Source organism: Spartinivicinus ruber, assembly GCF_011009015.1.
GTDB classification, from domain to species: Bacteria; Pseudomonadota; Gammaproteobacteria; order Pseudomonadales; family Zooshikellaceae; genus Spartinivicinus; species Spartinivicinus ruber.
This window is the reverse complement of sequence record NZ_CP048878.1, coordinates 1,503,982-1,520,000: the sequence shown is the minus strand read 5'-3', so window position 1 is coordinate 1,520,000 and position 16,019 is coordinate 1,503,982. Positions and strand designations below refer to the sequence as shown.

Below are 16,019 nucleotides of genomic sequence, written 5' to 3'. Positions count from 1 at the left end.
CAGTTGCACTAGGGGTAGCGTTTTCGCTACTAAATGCTCCCGCAGAGGATGCTTCCCAAGTTAGCAGCAATACTAAGCAAACTTACTCTTTAACTATTGATGGAGTCAATGGAAGTCAAACCCATGAAACATCCCCCAACATAGTAAGTACAACAAAAGCAAACACTACAAAAGAAGGCTTAACTAATACAGAAGTAGTGCGTTCATCTGAAAAGAAGCAGGCCCCACTGATTTCCTCAGAGCACAACACTGTAAAAGCAGGTGTAGTTAAACACAATTCAGTACCTCAAACTCCGACCAACTCCACATTTAAAGAAGAGGGTGATTTACCCCCCACTATTGACTTAAGTAAGCCTTCTGACAACACAGAAAAACACTTGTTAGCTGTCAGCGCTGTTGGCACACTTGAAGCGACTGAACGCTCCATATCAGCCGAACAACACAGCAGCACTCAGCTTCTTGAAGATAAAAAACGATCCCATACGGTTAGAAAGGGGGAGTCACTTTCAACTATTTTTAAAAGGCTTGGCTTCAGTAGCTCAACCCTTTATAAAATTGTTTCGAGCAGTGAAGAGGCTAAACAGCTAGCTAACATAATGCCTGGTCAACAACTGGAATTTTTCGTTAGTCCTAGTGGAGAGCTTAAACAGGTTAAATATACCCGCAGCAACCTCGAAAGTTTAATAATTACTAAGGCTGATGATGCTTATAAAACTGAGGAAATTATCCGCAAGCCAGCTATTCGGCAAAAGATTTTAGCAGGGACAATCAACTCCTCTCTTTTTAATGCCAGCCAAAAAGCTGGTTTACCTCATCGCCTAACTATGCAGCTAGCCAATATTTTTGCCTGGGATATTGATTTTGCATTGGATATTCGCAAAGGAGACCACTTCAAAGTCATTATTGAAGAAAAATTTTTGGATGGTAAAAAAATTGGCGTTGGTAATATCCTGGCAGCAGAATTCACCAATCGTGGAGAAACTTTTAAAGCTATTCGTTATACTGACTCAAATAACCACGCTAGCTACTATACGCCTGACGGCTTAAGTATGAGAAAAGCTTTCATTCGTACTCCAGTTGCATTCAGCCGAATTAGCTCTCGTTTTAACCCCGGTAGACGACACCCAATACTAAACAAAATTCGCTCACATAAAGGGGTTGATTATGCGGCACCAACGGGAACTCCCATAAAAGCAAGCGGGGATGGTAAAGTGTATTTTGCTGGCAGAAAAGGTGGTTATGGTCGTGCAGTTATTCTACAACATGGCCAACGCTACAAAACCTTATACGGCCATATGAGCAGAATCAAAAAAGGAATTAGGAACGGGACTAGAGTCAAGCAAGGACAAGTGATTGGCTACGTAGGGCAATCTGGGTTAGCTACTGGACCTCACTTGCACTATGAGTTCCGTGTTAATGGGGTTCACAAAAACCCCTTAACTGTAAAATTTCCAAAAGCACTGCCTATTGCCAAAAAAGAGCGCTCTCGGTTTATTCTAGTTGCCCAGCAAATTCTAGCTAAATTGGAAAATGGTCGCTCAGGGTCAATAATTGCATTACAAAAATAATGATGACACCTCATCCTAACTATTATATTGGAATCATCTCAGGTACCAGCATGGATGCTGTAGATGCCGCAATAGTTTGCTTTGATCCAGAGTTTAAACTAGTAGCCACCCAAGAGATTCCGATTGGCGAACAATTAAAACAGCAAATTGCTCAGCTGGCCGATAGCAGTCTCATTCGCATTAAAGACCTAGCACAAATAGATATTGAGCTAGGTTTATTATTTGCCCAAGCCAGTTTATCACTTATTGAAAAATGCCAGATACCCTGTAAGCAAATTAAAGCTATTGGCTGTCATGGCCAAACCATACGTCATTACCCAGAGCTTGGTTTTAGCTGGCAGATTGGCGACCCCAATATTATCGCAGAGAAAACTAGTATCACTACAGTTGCTGACTTTCGTCGACGTGACCTAGCTGCAGGCGGCGAAGGTGCTCCTTTAGTACCAGCCTTTCATGCGAGTATTTTTCGCAACTATCAAACCGATCGGGTCATTGCCAATCTCGGTGGCATTGCCAATATTACGACCTTACCTAAAGACAACTCTCAACCTGTATTAGGATTCGATACTGGCCCTGCAAATGGTTTGTGCGACCTTTGGGTAAAAAAACACCTAGATCAATCTTATGATAAATCAGGGAATTGGGCTTCAAAAGGAAAGGTAAACTTGCCACTGTTAGAATCAATGCTAACTGAAAAGTATTTTCAGCAACCACCACCCAAAAGCACAGGACGAGAGTTATTTAACCTAGAGTGGCTTGAGCAGCACTTAAAAGGCTATCATGATGTGACTGCAAATGACGTACAAACAACGTTAGTTGAATTAACAGCTATCAGTTTAACTCAAGCCATTACTTCCTATGGGTTTAAAACAGGTGAGCTTTACCTGTGTGGCGGCGGTGCCTTTAATGAATACCTAACTTGCCGTATCAAGCACCACCTCCCTAGTTATCTCGTTACCACTACAGAAAAATTAGGCTTAAATCCTGCCTGGGTTGAAGCTGCTGCTTTTGCTTGGCTAGCGAAACAAGCTTTAACCAAACAACCAGGTAACTTATCAACAGTCACCAATGCTGCAGGACCAAGAGTTCTTGGTGCTATTTACCCTGGATGAGCTACTAGGTGGCAAAACTCAGTAAAAAAGATTAGAGAAGAGTTACATAAAACCTGCAGAACAGCAGGTTTTTTTATTTAAATAGAAAAAGATGAACCACAACCACAAGTAGTTGTAGCATTAGGGTTATTTACTACAAATTGAGACCCTTGCAAACCTTCAATGTAGTCAACCTCTGCACCAACTAAATACTGAAAGCTCAGAGCATCAACAACGAGCCTCACTCCATCGCGCTCTATTTGAGTATCATCATCAGCAATATCTTCATCAAAAGTAAAACCATACTGAAACCCCGAGCAGCCACCACCTGTAACAAAGACACGTAGCTTTAACTGTTCGTTGCCTTCTTCTTCAATTAGACTTTTTACTTTTGCTGCAGCATTGGCCGTAAAGGTCAAAGGGATGCCAGGATCAAAAGTCTCTGCTGTCATTTCCACTCCAGTCAGACAAATCACTTCTGGGTAACCATTATCCAAGTAACCAAGTAATTTGGTCAACTACAAAATTGCTATACGTACTACCCAACCCTACACCTACATACAGTGCCAAGAGCACTTGCGAGCCTACCTCTTTAGCCAGTTGACTCCAGCGCCGCTTTTGCCTGTTGCTTTAATGCTGCAGATGAAGCTGCCTGATCTTTTTTGCTAGTGACTACAGGCTTTTCTTTTTCTTTACTACGCCGCTCAGCAAGTTTAGTGGGTTTATGCTCCAGCTTGCCGTTGACTTGAGCACCCATCACCATTTCTACGCGGTTATAATAAACATTGCCCTCAATGAGCGCTTTGCTGGCTAACTCTAATTTATCACTGGCAAATACATCACCATGCACTTTCCCATTGATAACCACACTGGGTGCTCTAATTTCGCCATCAATTACGCCACTCTCAGCTAAGCGAATTTCACCTTCAGTGGAAGTGACATTACCTTTAATAATGCCTTCTACCTGCAACATGCCAGTAAAGGTAATATCACCCGTCACCGTCGTACAGCTCGCTATCAAGGTGGTATGTCCGTGTTTCTCAACACTGATTTTTCTTGGTTTAGCCTTGCCCCACATTTAACTGGGTCTCCGTATCAATCCACTTAACTCTTTTCGTTACCGTTTTTACTTTAGGTGCCTTTGACTGACCTGTAATTAATACATATTCAGGTTTAAAGCCAGCAGGCAAATCCATCACACCGAAACGGTCATCGGGTCCTGGGATATTCTGAAAATACTTAAAGCCTAGTTTTATATTTTGTTGTGAGATATCAGTTGAAACACTTTTTAGTGCTATTTTGTGCGCTTTACCTGACTGCTTACCTACAATAGTAATGTTGACGTGGCCATGAAGCGTTGCACTATTTTCTGCCACCTGAGTGACCAGCACCTTATATTGATAACGACGCGGATGCTGGGTGGGCTTAAGGATAAACCTTTCAATTTGCAGCCCTTTGTCCTCACTTTCTGGTGACATGATTTTTTTATAAAAAGCCAGACCCTGCTCTTGAGCAAGCTTGTCATTTTCCAACTGACGAATCTGCTCTTTAAGCGCTTTAACCAGCTCCTGATCAACCTGCTTCTCTCTCTGCAGTGATGCTTCCTGCTGTCTAAGTTGGGAAAGTTCTTGACGCTGCTCTTGCTCTGTCAGCCTGAGCCGATCCCTTTCGGCTATTACATCCTGCTGAGAACCAGTGCCTACAAACGCACCCAACACATAGCATGAAGCTGCAACCGCAAATAACAACAACCAATATAAAATACGCTGAAAAACCCGTTGTACAGGATGGTATGGCACTACAATTAGCTTTTCCTGCTTCGACCCTTTAACTGCGGCCATTAAACTCTCCCACTCTTTACGGCATTAACCCTGGCACGAGCAAACTTTGTGCCTCCTCAATGCCCAGCATAATATTCATATTTTGGATAGCTTGGCCAGCAGCGCCTTTTACCAAGTTATCAATAGCTGACAAAACTACCACAATTTCACCATTTTGTGGCCGATGTACTGCCATTCTACAGGTATTCGTACCTTTTACCGAGCGGGTATGAGGGTGTTCACCTTGGGGTAACACATCAACAAAAGGCTCATCCGCAAAGCGCTTTTCATAAAGAGCCTGTAGGTCAACTTGCTTATCCATCACCCTTATATATAAGGTAGCATGAATGCCACGAATCATTGGCGTCAGATGCGGCACAAAAGTTAACCCTATAGGCTTATCCTGCGCAGCCCGTTGTAGCCCTTGAGTTATTTCAGGCAAGTGGCGATGACCAGAGACGCCGTAAGCAGTCATATTCTCACTCGCCTCACATAACAGCGAACCTACTTTTGCCCCTCTACCAGCGCCACTGACTCCAGACTTTACATCGGCAATTAAGTAGTCAGTATCTGCTAGGTCTTGTTCAATTAACGGTAAAAGTCCAAGTTGCACAGCCGTTGGGTAGCAGCCAGGGTTTGCTACTAATTGGGCTTGCTTGATGAGCTTTCGGTTTACTTCAGGTAGCCCATAAACAGCTTGTTTTAACACCTCAGGGCAAGCATGGGGACAACCATACCATTGTTCCCACACTACAGGATCTTGTAGACGAAAATCAGCCGCTAAGTCTACTACCTTAATACCTTCTTTCAATAGTTCAGGCACTAGCTTCATTGCCACCCCATTCGGAGTAGCAAAAAATACCAGGTCACACTCTGCTAGTGTTTCAATGGAGGGGTTGGTAAAGCTCAGGTCAACAAAGCCTCTTAAACTCGGAAACATGTCCTCAACAGCAATGCCTTGTTCCGAGCGAGACGTAATTACATGCAACTTTACTTGTGGATGACTGACCAACAAACGCATTAACTCAGCGCCAGTGTAGCCAGTGCCTCCAACCAAACCAATCTTATACACCCCATCAACCTCATATTACGAAATGGATGAATGGTTGGCATGATATAGCCTACAGCAGAATTTTAAAGTATTTTCTGACAACAGGTTTCGTATGCAAAACCAATTAGGAATTCAAATAACAGCCAGCCTCTTGGCAACTACTGCGATTAGCTCAGTGACTTTACTTTATTTATGAATCAACAGCCGCTACCTCAAAGACTATTACAACGATTTCGTCACCAATTAGCAAATGTCGATGCCCTTCCTCAATTGGCCATTCTCGGTTTCGCCGCTGGTTTATTCACAGGGATTGTCATTGTACTTTTTCGCGCAGCAGTAGAGTTCCCATTAAGCTTGTTATTACCTTTTAAAGACCACGAAAATTTTGAAGGAATAGGGCCATTATGGAGAATCCTACTTCCTTGCATTGGCGTAGTTGTATTAGTACTAGTGTTTTCACGTATAGCAACTCAACATCGCAAAGTAGGCATTGCTCATGTGATTGAACGCCTGGGTTTTCATCAAGGCCACTTACCTTGGAAAAACTTCACCAACCAATTTATTGGTGGTGTCATCACCTTAATGTCAGGACAATCCTGTGGCCGTGAAGGCCCTGCCGTTCATTTGGGAGCATCAGGCAGCAGCTTAATTGGTCAGTGGTTAAAGCTTCCTAACAATAGTATTCGCACTCTTGTTGGCTGTGGCAGTGCCGCTGCTATTGCAGCCTGTTTTAATACACCTATGGCTGGAGTAATCTTTGCCATGGAAGTTATCATGATGGAGTACACTATCATTGGCTTTACTCCAGTCATAATCGCTTCAGTTACTGCAGCGGTAGTATCGCAGGCAGTTTATGGTGCCGAGCCAGCATTTATTGTACCCCAGCTACAAATGGGCTCATTAACAGAATTACCCTTAATGATTACGGAAGCAGTAGTGATTGGCTCTCTTGCTGCTGCTTTTATTTGGCTGGTACGATTTTTTTCTCGATTGAAATTTAGCTGGTGGCAAAAATTTCTTGCGGTTGGTTTAGCTACTGGAGCTATTGGTTTTTATATTCCGGAAGTATTAGGTATTGGTTACGACACTGTTAATGAAATTTTAGTTGGCAACCTTAGCTGGCAGTTACTTCTATTATTACTGCCGTGCAAGTTAATTATAACTGCTGCTGCTTGCGGTGCTGGCATACCTGGAGGCATCATCGGCCCTTCTTTGTTAGTAGGTGCTACATTTGGCGCTTTAACTGGGCTTGCGAGTTTTACCTTATTTCCATCAAATACAGCTAGCGAAGGGTTTTATGCCATGCTAGGCATGGGAGCTATGATGGGGGCAGTTTTACAAGCACCTTTAGCGGCACTAATTGCTGTACTAGAACTAACTCAAAATCCAAATATTATCTTGCCTGCCATGCTTATTATCGTGGTTGCTAACTTAACCAGCAGTGAAATATTTAAACAGCCTTCAATCTTTACTGCCTTACTAAAAGAGCAAGGGGTAGATCCCACCAGTGATCCACTCAGCCAAGCCTTACGGCGCATTGGCGTAGCCAGTATGATGGATCGGCGCTTTGTTCGCTTGCCAAGACATTGTAGTTACGATGATGCTTGCCATGCATTAGACAGCAAGCCTGTATGGATAGTTATTGACGATAAACAACCACGCGCTATTTTACTTGCTGCAGATCTAGCTCGCTATTTAGAGGCCAAACGGACCAATAAGACAGATGAAGCAACTGATCAGGTTGACGAAGAAGCCCCTTTATTAGATTTACTTGGCCTACCTGGCCAACGAAAAGATATCGCTCCACTTTACATTCAAGCGACTTTACAAGAGGCCCGAGAAAAGCTCCGACAAACAGGGGTTGAGGCACTGTATATTCAAAATGTTGGTGCACCACTGATTTCCCCCATTAATGGCATCTTAACCAAAGAAGATATCGAGCGTTATTATCACTTGCGAAAATAGCCTACAGGAGATGAATTAAATGTTATATCTAGGCATTAAAGCCTTTCATATTATTGCGATGGTCTGCTGGTTTGCTGGCCTGTTTTACTTACCAAGACTATTTGTATATCACGCTATGTCTAAAGACCAAACCAGTATTGACCGCTTTAAAGTTATGGAACGGAAACTATATCGGGGCATCACCACACCAGCTATGATTGCAACTGTATTGCTTGGCATCTGGTTATTAACCTTCAACTTCCAGGGGTTTATGTCAGTGGGTTGGATGCACACCAAACTAACACTGGTTATTTTACTGATTATATATCACTTCACTTGCGGCTACTTTGTGAAGCAATTTCGCGAAGATAAGAACCATAAAAATCATATCTTTTTTCGTTTTTTTAATGAAGCTCCAGTATTACTACTCATCGGGATTGTCTTGCTGGTAGAGATGCAACCTTTTTAATATTCCAAAAAAGTAAAGCGAGCAACGCTCGCTTTACATGATGACTAATTGAAACACACAGCTTAAAGACCCTTCAGCACTTGTCGGGCATCATTGTAATTTGGATTAATTGAAATAGCTCTTTGCAAAAAAAACTTGGCTTTTTCTGCTTGCTCTAACTTTTGATAAATCACCCCCAATTGATAATGTATCTCCGCATTATCATCCTCTTGTCCAATAAACTGCTTGATTAAATTCAATGCTTCTTCAAACTTACCTTGCGCCTGATAAATCCAAGCTAACGTCTGCCTAAATATCAACTTGTGAGGTGCTAGTAAAATCGCTTGCCTTGCCCATTCCTCCGCTTTAACTAGCTGATTTTTTTTCATGGTTAATTTTGCCAGATTGTTATATACCTCTGCCTCTGTTGGCCGAATAGCAACTATTTTCTGGTATGCATTAATTGCTTGCGTGTCTGCCCCTAACTGCTCATGCAATGAGGCTATTTTCATCCAAGCTGTCGATAAGTCATCTTGCAAAGTTATTGCCTGATGGTATGCGGAAAGCGCTTTGGTATATTGTTTTTTCTTTCTGAATAAGTCCCCCAACAAAATATATGCTGGTGCAAACCCTGGCTGATAATCTAATAACTTATCCAGAAACTGTTGTGCTTTGTTTAAATTCCCTTCTGCCATAGCAATATGTCCCATTGCAAGCCACGACTGTGCATACCAAGGTGCAATAATTGCGGCCTGCAAGAAGTGTAGCTTAGCTTTATCTAACTGATTGTCATTAATATAAGCAACTGCTAAGGCATAATGCACCTGCCCATGATCAGGCTTGATTGCTAATGCTTTCTTATAAGAGTCAATTGCCAGGTCTGCCCGCTTAAATACTTTTATATACAGGTCAGCCGCATCGACATAAGCAGGAAAATAATCGGGATCTAAATACTGCGCTAATAAAAATTCTTTCAGACTCATCTGAAAGTCATGTACATAAAAATAATAACGGCCAAGCGCCGCATGCGCGGCCGCCAAATCGGGTGAGTCAGCTAATACATTATCAATGGCTGCCTTTGCCCGTTTGATGTCACTTTGACCAAAATAGCGCTCTGCCTGCCATAAATAAAAGCCATTTACGACATCATCGTAGTATGCTTTATTATCCTCAGATTCAAATAGATCCGCTTTACTTGAATCAGGTGGTACTTCAATATCATGAGAAAAACTAACTAGCGTATCTAGAGTGGAATTAGAATAACCTGCAGCAAAAGGACTTAAGAAAGAAATTAACAATAAGCTGATGTACTTATTAACTGCCATAGCAAACCCTCTTTTAATAAGGGAGCTCCCTGCCACTTCAAACTCCAAACTGACGAATACGGATAACCCCATTGAAATCAGGTCTGGAAATAATTGACTTATTCCAAACTTAAGAGGGTAATGCAGCTATTACACCAATTACTTTATTGATGCTATTTTCAACAGTTCATTACTAAGGTTTAATCGCTGGAAGTGATTTTTGTAAAGAAAAATAACGGTTAAATAAGAATAAATCGCAAAGGAAGTTTTTTTATATCAAAACTAATTAACTTCCTGACTGATTGCTAATAAGGGCGACTGTGTTTATAGTCGATTTATAATAATCGCTTTATTATCAGTGCTAATAGAGAAAAATCACTTGTATTAATATCAGACAGTTTTGGTACTTCAAATCAACTAATCAGCTGTAGGCTCTTCCTCCTTCGGGGCTTCATTATGAATATATCTCCACCCATTATCTGCGTAAGACCAGGCAGAACCATTAATCGCACTAAACCTAAAAATAACTAAACCACTATCTGAATCTGTTAGCGAAAGTCGGTAACTTGCTTGCTTATAGATATTTTTAGCACCAGTTTCTTTCATCTGCTGCCAGTACTCACCATTAAAGAACCAACTGTCGCCAGTATAAGTATCAAGCTTTAACGCTATTGGCCTGCCGTCTTTAGTTGAACTTGCTGTATAAATCTGAAACCTCCCAATATTATCATTTCCCCAACAAACAGGCACAATAATCAACCAACCCAACAGTAGCACCCATAAGCGCTTAGTCATCCGCCTTCACCTTCCAAAGTAAGTTAATGAATATAAAGAAGAGTTGCTATTAATGATGTGCATCTTAATGCAAAGAAACCATCGCGAATAATACGTATGCCTTTAACAAAAAGATCGACCTTATTTCCAAACTGGCATGCATTACCTTTCCCCAAGAAATACAGTTTTTGGTTTACACTTAAGCTGTAACAAATTACTTATCTTATAAAGAATGATAGATAACCATTTGGAAAGCGAATACCCTCAACATACTGTCAAACGATATTAATGACAAACCATTCACCCCAACAAACAGCCACAGCCATAAACCCAGATGTCGTCACTGATGAACCATCAAGTCATAAACCTGAAGTGATTGCCGAACTTTATGATGTTGGCCTAACCGATGCGTGCCACATTCTTGAACAACTAGACTATGATTTACTCAGCATGAAACAAATTCCTACTGATAAGGCATTAGAAAATGCCAAAAATATTCGCGTTCTCTGGTTTATTTGTTGTTACATAGCAAGTGTATTGTTTTTGTTTGCCTTGTTGGGGTTCTTTCCTAGGTGGACAGGTGGCCTCTTAGGCGCAGTTTTATTTCTATTAGGCCTAACTTATATAGATAATTTACTCCCCCTGATACCAGGAGCAAACCGCTTCATCTTACTCACCACAAAAAGAAAGCAACTTGAGCTTGAACTAAAGAAATACATTAAGACTATTGAGGGAAGCCTTGGCTATATCCATTTACTCCAACCACTCAGTTGCTTTAATTCAAGCATGGAAAAGCATTATTTTAAGCGGCTGTGTGCTGCTTCTGAGCAACATCTCTTAATGAAACATTTAATTAACTACAAAGAGTTTCAGTTATATTATCAGTATCTTATCGAAGCCTTAGCGGCTAACGAAAAGCGAAAAGCCTGGTTAAAAAAACACCCTGAACCCAACCAAACCAATAATAAGCCAAATGATTTTGCAGCATAGCCTGGCTAGTGCATAATGTAATTATTTCAATTTGCTAACACCGTTCTATTATTAGCCCACTCTCTTAAATATTGAACATCCTCAGCCATTACTACGGATAATGGACTTGTGGCCTTAATTGCAGCCACCAAATGATGCATCTGTAATTGTTGTTGCTCTGCCGCTGCTGAATAGAATGCTCCAACTACAGCCTGCTCAATTTCTGCACCAGAGAAGCCTTCGGTAATATTAGCCAGCATTTCTATATCAAACTCCTGGCAATCTTGATCCCGCTTAGACAGGTGTATTTCAAAAATAGTCCGCCTTATTTTTGCATCAGGCAAATCAACAAAAAATATCTCATCCATGCGTCCCTTTCGAACTAGCTCAGGAGGCAGCTGAGAAATATCATTAGAAGTCGCCACAATAAATACTTTAGTAGTGCGCTCCGCCATCCAGGTAAGTAAAGTACCCAACACCCGCCGCGAAGTACCTTGGTCATTTAACCCAGTAGCAATACCTTTTTCAATCTCATCCATCCACAACACACAAGGTGACATTAAGTCTGCTAATTTAAGGGCTTCGCGTAAATTACGTTCTGTTTCGCCAAAATACTTATTATATAAAGCCCCAAAATCCAGCCGTAGCAGTGGCACTCCCCACACCCCTGCTACGGCCTTAGCAGCCAAACTTTTACCACTCCCTTGAATGCCTAACAACATCACTCCTTTTGGCGGGTCTAACGCTTTATCATCTTCTAAAAATGCCTTTTGCCGATCCCGTAACCATTGCTTGAAGTTTTCCAACCCTCCTACCTCAGAGAATTTAGCAGTGTCATATTCAAAACTTAAAATCCCCTCCATATCCATCAAAGTAAATTTAGCTTTATTGACTTCTGGCAAGTCATCAACTGTAATTGCACCGCCATCAAAAATAACACTACGAGCCAACTGCCTAGCTTCTCCTGCTGACAGCCCTCTTAGATTAGCCACTAGTTTTTTCAGGGTTTTATTATCAGTTTTAACCTTTTGCCCACGATGCTTATTCGACCAGTTGGCTGCTTCCTCACGCACAATATTCAGGAGTTGGTCATCTGAAGGTAATGCAAGCTCAAAATGGGCACCGTAGCGTTTAAGTTCAGGAGGAAGCTCAAGACGGTGACTTAAAAACACGACTGTATGCTTTAACTTGTCGTATTGGAGTGCAATTTCTTTAAGCAGCCGGATATTTTTCGGCTCATCCACCAAGTAAGGGTGAAAGTCACATAGCACATACAGCCCAGGTTCAGGTGATTGCTTAATTAACTGTAATGCCGCTTCTGGCTTATCAAAACCCTGATCCTGATCAAGATCAATGCCGAAACCTAGTCGCTGCATCCCAGTCGTAATAGACCAAGAGAATAATGCTAACTGTCGCTTAATCGCGAGCCGTGTCATCATCTGTAGGACCCGAGGCTCTTCATAGGACTCTATCACTACTAATGGGATTCCTGAGTCAAGTACCAAACAAAGGTCATGGATATCGGTTTTCAAGGGCCCCTCCCAACACAGCATGCATGGTCACTCTTAACAATACACATAACAATACACAACAGTTGCGTTTCCAAGTGACTGTCGTAAACTGCAGCTCTAGCACAGTTATGATTAGCAACAGCAAGGAGCAACATAGTGGATTGTTTATTCTGCAAAATTGCAGCAGGGGAAATCCCCTCCAATAAAGTATATGAAGACGAACAGATATATGCATTTCATGACATTAATCCAGGGGCTCCTACGCACTTTTTAATTATACCTAAACAACATATTGCTACGCTTAATGAGGCAAGCACAGAACACCAGACATTGCTTGGGCATATGCAGCTCATGGCGAGTAAACTGTGCAAAGAAATGGGGCTGGCAGAAGAGGGCTATCGCACTGTGATTAATTGCAATAAGCAGGCAGGCCAGACTATATTTCATATCCATTTGCATGTTTTAGGCGGTCGAGCCTTGCGCTGGCCTCCCGGTTAAACACTAACAATAGGAAAGCAGTAGTATGTCCAAAGACACAAGGCGACTATCCATTCTTGATAAACTTATCAGCCAGTCTGATCAAGTGTTACGCACTCTTAGCCGACATGCTCACCAGCCCTCTCGCTCATCACCAGGTAATAAAGCCAAGGAGGAAATCCTTTCTGAACCGGAGCAGCGTCATGCAGCGGGCTTGATGCGGGTCAACCATACAGGTGAGGTTTGTGCCCAGGCCCTTTATCAAGGACAGGGGCTTACCGCTAAGTTACCTAATGTTAGAGAAGAAATGGAGCAAGCAGCTCAAGAAGAAGTCGACCACCTTGCTTGGTGTGAAGAGCGATTAGAGCAACTCAATAGCCGACCAAGTTTACTCAACCCTGTTTGGTATGGCTTATCTTTTTCTATTGGCGCACTTGCAGGTGTGGTTGGAGACAAATGGAGTTTAGGGTTTGTAGCCGCAACAGAAAACCAAGTCTGCAAACATCTTTCAGGACACCTTCAATCGTTACCAGCTCAAGATGCTAAAAGCCGTGCTATTGTTGAGCAAATGTTGGTTGATGAAGCCATACACGAAGAAAAAGCCCTAGCAGCAGGTGGTTTTGATTTTCCAAAACCAGTAAAGCTATTTATGACTTCTGCTTCTAAATTTATGACAAAAACTGCTTATCATATTTAAATGACAACTTTGCAATTTCTATTTTCACTTTTTAGTTAAAAATTTTACTGTCTACTAGCTAAGCATCTAAATAATTAAACTTAGATGCTTGTTGTTATCATTTAAGTTCAATCATCTGTTTGAATTTCATAGTCATGACTAATTTCAACTCCCGCTTTACTCAGCATAATTGATGCTGAGCAGTATTTTTCTGCAGACAACTGCACAGCACGTTTGACATGAGCCTCTTTAAGATCTTTGCCCTTAACTACAAAATGCAAATGAATTTTACTGAATACTGCTGGCACAGCATCAACTCGCTCAGCATTAATATCAACGTAACAATCAGTTACCTGCTGCTTCGATTTTTGTAATATCGTCATTACATCAAACGAAGAACAGCCACCAACACCTAATAGCAGCATCTCCATTGGACGAATACCTAAATTGCGTCCACCCTGGTCCGGAGGCCCATCCATAACGGCTGTATGACCACTAGCAGACTCACCCAAGAACATTACTCCATCAATCCATCTTACTTTTGCTTGCATTCTGTTACCTTAACGTACTACTTTTGATAATAAAGAGATTGAAAGAACCACTTAAAAATTCATCCATATTTAGTAAAGTGTTAAGTTTCACGGCAAAGAAATGATCTATCTCCGCAAAAAGATGGACGAACATCATAATTTAAACACTTAACCTTTAATCAAACTAGAACAAAACGAATTTTGTGGTAATAATGAAAACTAAAAATAATAGGATGTTATTGATAATTTTTTTGGACCCGCTATATGGTTGCAATTACCCCAACACCAAAGATTAAAGATTTAGACAAGTTTCTTTCACTATGCCACCGTCGGCGTTACAGTGCGAAAAGCACTATTATTTACGCAGGTGACAGTAGTGATTCTTTATACTACATCGTTAAAGGCTCAGTCACTATCCTCATTGAGGATGATGATGGTCGGGATATTATTATTGCCTACCTCAATGAAGGAGACTTCTTTGGCGAGATGGGCTTATTCCTTGACGAAAAAGATAGCTCACGAAGCGCCTGGGTTAGAGCTAAAACAGAGTGTGAAGTCGCAGAAATCAGTTACAGCAAATTCCGCGAATACTGCGATGATGACCCAGAAATGCTGTTTGCTATTGGTAAGCAAATCGCTAGCCGCCTCAGAAATACCACTCGTAAAGTGGGCGACTTAGCTTTCTTGGATGTAACTGGACGCGTTGCTCGCACTTTACTTGACTTATGTAAAGAACCTGATGCGATGACTCACCCAGACGGCATGCAAATCAAAATTACTCGCCAAGAAATTGGTCGTATCGTCGGCTGTTCTCGAGAAATGGTTGGCCGAGTATTAAAAACTCTCGAAGAGCAAGGCTTAGTGTCAGTAAAAGGAAAGACAATGGTGGTCTACGGCACCCGTTAGCACAAAGCCAGCGTGTATAAAACCAACATCCTATCAGTAAAAAAGGCGACAATGTCGCCTTTTTATTTTTGTATAATCAACTACCTGCGTAAACAGCAACGTTAGATAATAAACAGTGGAAAAATTGTCAATTTATTCCACAGGCAAGATCACTAACTAAATAATTTTTTTAACTGCTCTCCAGGCTCATCAGCACGCATAAACGTCTCACCAACCAAAAATGCATAGACATTGTGATCCAGCATGGCTTTAACATCATTAACTGTGTGAATACCGCTTTCTGTAACAACCAAGCGATCAGCTGACAACTGTTTTAACAGTTCAAAAGTAGTATCTAAGCTGACATCAAATGTATGCAAGTTACGGTTATTAATCCCCAACAAAAACTCTCCAGACAGCTGTAGCGCTCTTGCTAGTTCATCTGCATCATGCACTTCCACCAGCACATCTAAGCCCAGCTTTTGCGCAAGCCGATTGAGCCCCTCAAGCTGTTCATTATTAAGTGCTGACACAATCAGTAAAATACAGTCTGCCCCGAGCCAGCGAGCTTCATAAACCTGATAGGGATCAATGATAAAATCTTTCCGCAATACCGGTAGATCACAAGCAGCTTTTGCTTGTTGTAAATAGCTATCGTGGCCCTGAAAAAAATCCTGGTCAGTTAATACCGATAAACAAGTAGCCCCACCTTGCTGATAGCTTGTTGCAATGGCTGATGGGCTAAAGTTCTCTCGCAAAACCCCTTTACTAGGAGATGCTTTTTTGATCTCCGCAATCACTGCTGGCTGTTTAGCCTTCACTTTTGCTTCAATAGCCGCTTTGAAACCACGACACTCTGAAGCATCACCAGCCAGCTCGATTAACTGCTCAAGTGACTTCTTTTGCAAACGTTCTGAAACCTCCTCAGCTTTACGAGCAAGGATTTTTTTTAACACAGTCGGTGTATTCAT

General features: G+C 41.7%; 17 protein-coding genes (1 of these 17 running past the window's edge). 8 read left to right on the top strand and 9 right to left on the bottom strand.

Going from position 1 to position 16,019, the window contains the following annotated elements; translation table 11 throughout:
* Positions 1-1,568, top strand: the 3' portion of a protein-coding gene (locus G4Y78_RS07340; RefSeq protein WP_163832418.1) for a peptidoglycan DD-metalloendopeptidase family protein. It extends 70 nt beyond the left edge of the window; 1,568 of the gene's 1,638 nt are visible here — the last part of the coding sequence; its start codon lies beyond the left edge, outside the window; its stop codon occupies positions 1,566-1,568.
* On the top strand, positions 1,568-2,680 hold the full coding sequence (locus G4Y78_RS07335) for an anhydro-N-acetylmuramic acid kinase (protein WP_329604951.1): 1,113 nt from the start codon (positions 1,568-1,570) through the stop codon (positions 2,678-2,680). Before G4Y78_RS07340 ends, G4Y78_RS07335 begins: the two co-directional genes overlap by 1 nt.
* Positions 2,681-2,757: 77 nt before the next feature.
* On the opposite strand, the gene erpA is transcribed toward G4Y78_RS07335, so the two are convergent.
* From erpA to argC, 4 genes are all read right to left on the bottom strand, one after another.
* On the bottom strand, positions 2,758-3,111 hold the full coding sequence (gene erpA, locus G4Y78_RS07330; RefSeq protein WP_163836401.1) for an iron-sulfur cluster insertion protein ErpA: 354 nt from the start codon (positions 3,109-3,111) through the stop codon (positions 2,758-2,760).
* A 140-nt stretch (positions 3,112-3,251) separates the two neighbouring features.
* A complete protein-coding gene (locus G4Y78_RS07325) occupies positions 3,252-3,737 on the bottom strand; it encodes a bactofilin family protein (protein WP_163832417.1) in 486 nt (161 codons plus the stop codon).
* Positions 3,721-4,500 (bottom strand): DUF6776 family protein, encoded by a 780-nt coding sequence (locus tag G4Y78_RS07320; RefSeq protein ID WP_163832416.1) that lies wholly within the window; start codon positions 4,498-4,500, stop codon positions 3,721-3,723. Before G4Y78_RS07320 ends, G4Y78_RS07325 begins: the two co-directional genes overlap by 17 nt.
* Before the next feature lie 16 nt (positions 4,501-4,516).
* Complete coding sequence (gene argC, locus G4Y78_RS07315) at positions 4,517-5,551, bottom strand: N-acetyl-gamma-glutamyl-phosphate reductase (protein ID WP_163832415.1); 1,035 nt, start codon at positions 5,549-5,551, stop codon at positions 4,517-4,519.
* A gap of 171 nt (positions 5,552-5,722) precedes the next feature.
* On the opposite strand from argC, the gene G4Y78_RS07310 reads away from it, so the two are divergent.
* Complete coding sequence (locus G4Y78_RS07310; protein ID WP_163832414.1) at positions 5,723-7,495, top strand: chloride channel protein; 1,773 nt, start codon at positions 5,723-5,725, stop codon at positions 7,493-7,495.
* A gap of 19 nt (positions 7,496-7,514) precedes the next feature.
* A complete protein-coding gene (gene hemJ, locus G4Y78_RS07305) occupies positions 7,515-7,943 on the top strand; it encodes a protoporphyrinogen oxidase HemJ (protein WP_163832413.1) in 429 nt (142 codons plus the stop codon).
* A gap of 62 nt (positions 7,944-8,005) precedes the next feature.
* On the opposite strand, the gene G4Y78_RS07300 is transcribed toward hemJ, so the two are convergent.
* Entirely contained in the window at positions 8,006-9,247 is a 1,242-nt protein-coding gene (locus G4Y78_RS07300; RefSeq protein ID WP_163832412.1) for a tetratricopeptide repeat protein, read from the bottom strand.
* A gap of 396 nt (positions 9,248-9,643) precedes the next feature.
* Positions 9,644-10,021 carry a hypothetical protein gene (locus G4Y78_RS07295; protein WP_163832411.1) on the bottom strand — a complete coding sequence of 126 codons (378 nt, stop codon included), beginning with the start codon at positions 10,019-10,021 and terminating at the stop codon, positions 9,644-9,646.
* Positions 10,022-10,288: 267 nt separating this feature from the next.
* Between G4Y78_RS07295 and G4Y78_RS07290 the strand changes: the two genes are divergently transcribed.
* Positions 10,289-10,990, top strand: a complete 702-nt coding sequence (locus tag G4Y78_RS07290) for a hypothetical protein (RefSeq protein ID WP_163832410.1) — start codon at positions 10,289-10,291, stop codon at positions 10,988-10,990.
* Between the two features lie 26 nt (positions 10,991-11,016).
* Here the strand turns inward: G4Y78_RS07290 and G4Y78_RS07285 are convergent, their stop codons facing one another.
* Entirely contained in the window at positions 11,017-12,501 is a 1,485-nt protein-coding gene (locus tag G4Y78_RS07285) for an AAA family ATPase (RefSeq protein WP_230425708.1), read from the bottom strand.
* A gap of 135 nt (positions 12,502-12,636) precedes the next feature.
* Here G4Y78_RS07285 and G4Y78_RS07280 point away from each other — a divergent pair, with 135 nt between their 5' ends.
* Both G4Y78_RS07280 and coq7 read left to right on the top strand, forming a co-directional pair.
* Positions 12,637-12,978: a histidine triad nucleotide-binding protein gene (locus G4Y78_RS07280; protein WP_163832408.1), complete on the top strand. Its 342-nt coding sequence runs from the start codon at positions 12,637-12,639 to the stop codon at positions 12,976-12,978.
* 25 nt (positions 12,979-13,003) lie between these two features.
* Complete coding sequence (gene coq7, locus G4Y78_RS07275; protein WP_163832407.1) at positions 13,004-13,654, top strand: 2-polyprenyl-3-methyl-6-methoxy-1,4-benzoquinone monooxygenase; 651 nt, start codon at positions 13,004-13,006, stop codon at positions 13,652-13,654.
* Between the two features lie 107 nt (positions 13,655-13,761).
* Here the strand turns inward: coq7 and G4Y78_RS07270 are convergent, their stop codons facing one another.
* Entirely contained in the window at positions 13,762-14,184 is a 423-nt protein-coding gene (locus G4Y78_RS07270; RefSeq protein ID WP_163832406.1) for an OsmC family protein, read from the bottom strand.
* 243 nt (positions 14,185-14,427) lie between these two features.
* Here G4Y78_RS07270 and crp point away from each other — a divergent pair, with 243 nt between their 5' ends.
* The gene (crp, locus tag G4Y78_RS07265) at positions 14,428-15,069 is read left to right on the top strand and encodes a cAMP-activated global transcriptional regulator CRP (protein ID WP_163832405.1); all 642 of its coding nucleotides are present in this window, start codon (positions 14,428-14,430) and stop codon (positions 15,067-15,069) included.
* 152 nt (positions 15,070-15,221) lie between these two features.
* On the opposite strand, the gene trpC is transcribed toward crp, so the two are convergent.
* The gene (gene trpC / locus G4Y78_RS07260) at positions 15,222-16,019 is read right to left on the bottom strand and encodes an indole-3-glycerol phosphate synthase TrpC (protein WP_163832404.1); all 798 of its coding nucleotides are present in this window, start codon (positions 16,017-16,019) and stop codon (positions 15,222-15,224) included.

Excerpts from the sequence above, each read along its gene's own strand:
- G4Y78_RS07320 (WP_163832416.1), bottom strand. The coding sequence starts at position 4,500 with ATGGCCGCAGTTAAAGGGTCGAAGCAGGAAAAGCTAATTGTAGTGCCA.
- G4Y78_RS07270 (WP_163832406.1), bottom strand. The coding sequence starts at position 14,184 with ATGCAAGCAAAAGTAAGATGGATTGATGGAGTAATGTTCTTGGGTGAG.
- trpC (WP_163832404.1), bottom strand. The coding sequence starts at position 16,019 with ATGAATACACCGACTGTGTTAAAAAAAATCCTTGCTCGTAAAGCTGAG.
- G4Y78_RS07325 (WP_163832417.1), bottom strand. The coding sequence starts at position 3,737 with ATGTGGGGCAAGGCTAAACCAAGAAAAATCAGTGTTGAGAAACACGGA.
- G4Y78_RS07300 (WP_163832412.1), bottom strand. The coding sequence starts at position 9,247 with ATGGCAGTTAATAAGTACATCAGCTTATTGTTAATTTCTTTCTTAAGT.
- G4Y78_RS07290 (WP_163832410.1), top strand. The coding sequence starts at position 10,289 with ATGACAAACCATTCACCCCAACAAACAGCCACAGCCATAAACCCAGAT.
- hemJ (WP_163832413.1), top strand. The coding sequence starts at position 7,515 with ATGTTATATCTAGGCATTAAAGCCTTTCATATTATTGCGATGGTCTGC.
- G4Y78_RS07295 (WP_163832411.1), bottom strand. The coding sequence starts at position 10,021 with ATGACTAAGCGCTTATGGGTGCTACTGTTGGGTTGGTTGATTATTGTG.
- erpA (WP_163836401.1), bottom strand. The coding sequence starts at position 3,111 with ATGACAGCAGAGACTTTTGATCCTGGCATCCCTTTGACCTTTACGGCC.
- G4Y78_RS07310 (WP_163832414.1), top strand. The coding sequence starts at position 5,723 with ATGAATCAACAGCCGCTACCTCAAAGACTATTACAACGATTTCGTCAC.
- coq7 (WP_163832407.1), top strand. The coding sequence starts at position 13,004 with ATGTCCAAAGACACAAGGCGACTATCCATTCTTGATAAACTTATCAGC.
- crp (WP_163832405.1), top strand. The coding sequence starts at position 14,428 with ATGGTTGCAATTACCCCAACACCAAAGATTAAAGATTTAGACAAGTTT.
- G4Y78_RS07335 (WP_329604951.1), top strand. The coding sequence starts at position 1,568 with ATGATGACACCTCATCCTAACTATTATATTGGAATCATCTCAGGTACC.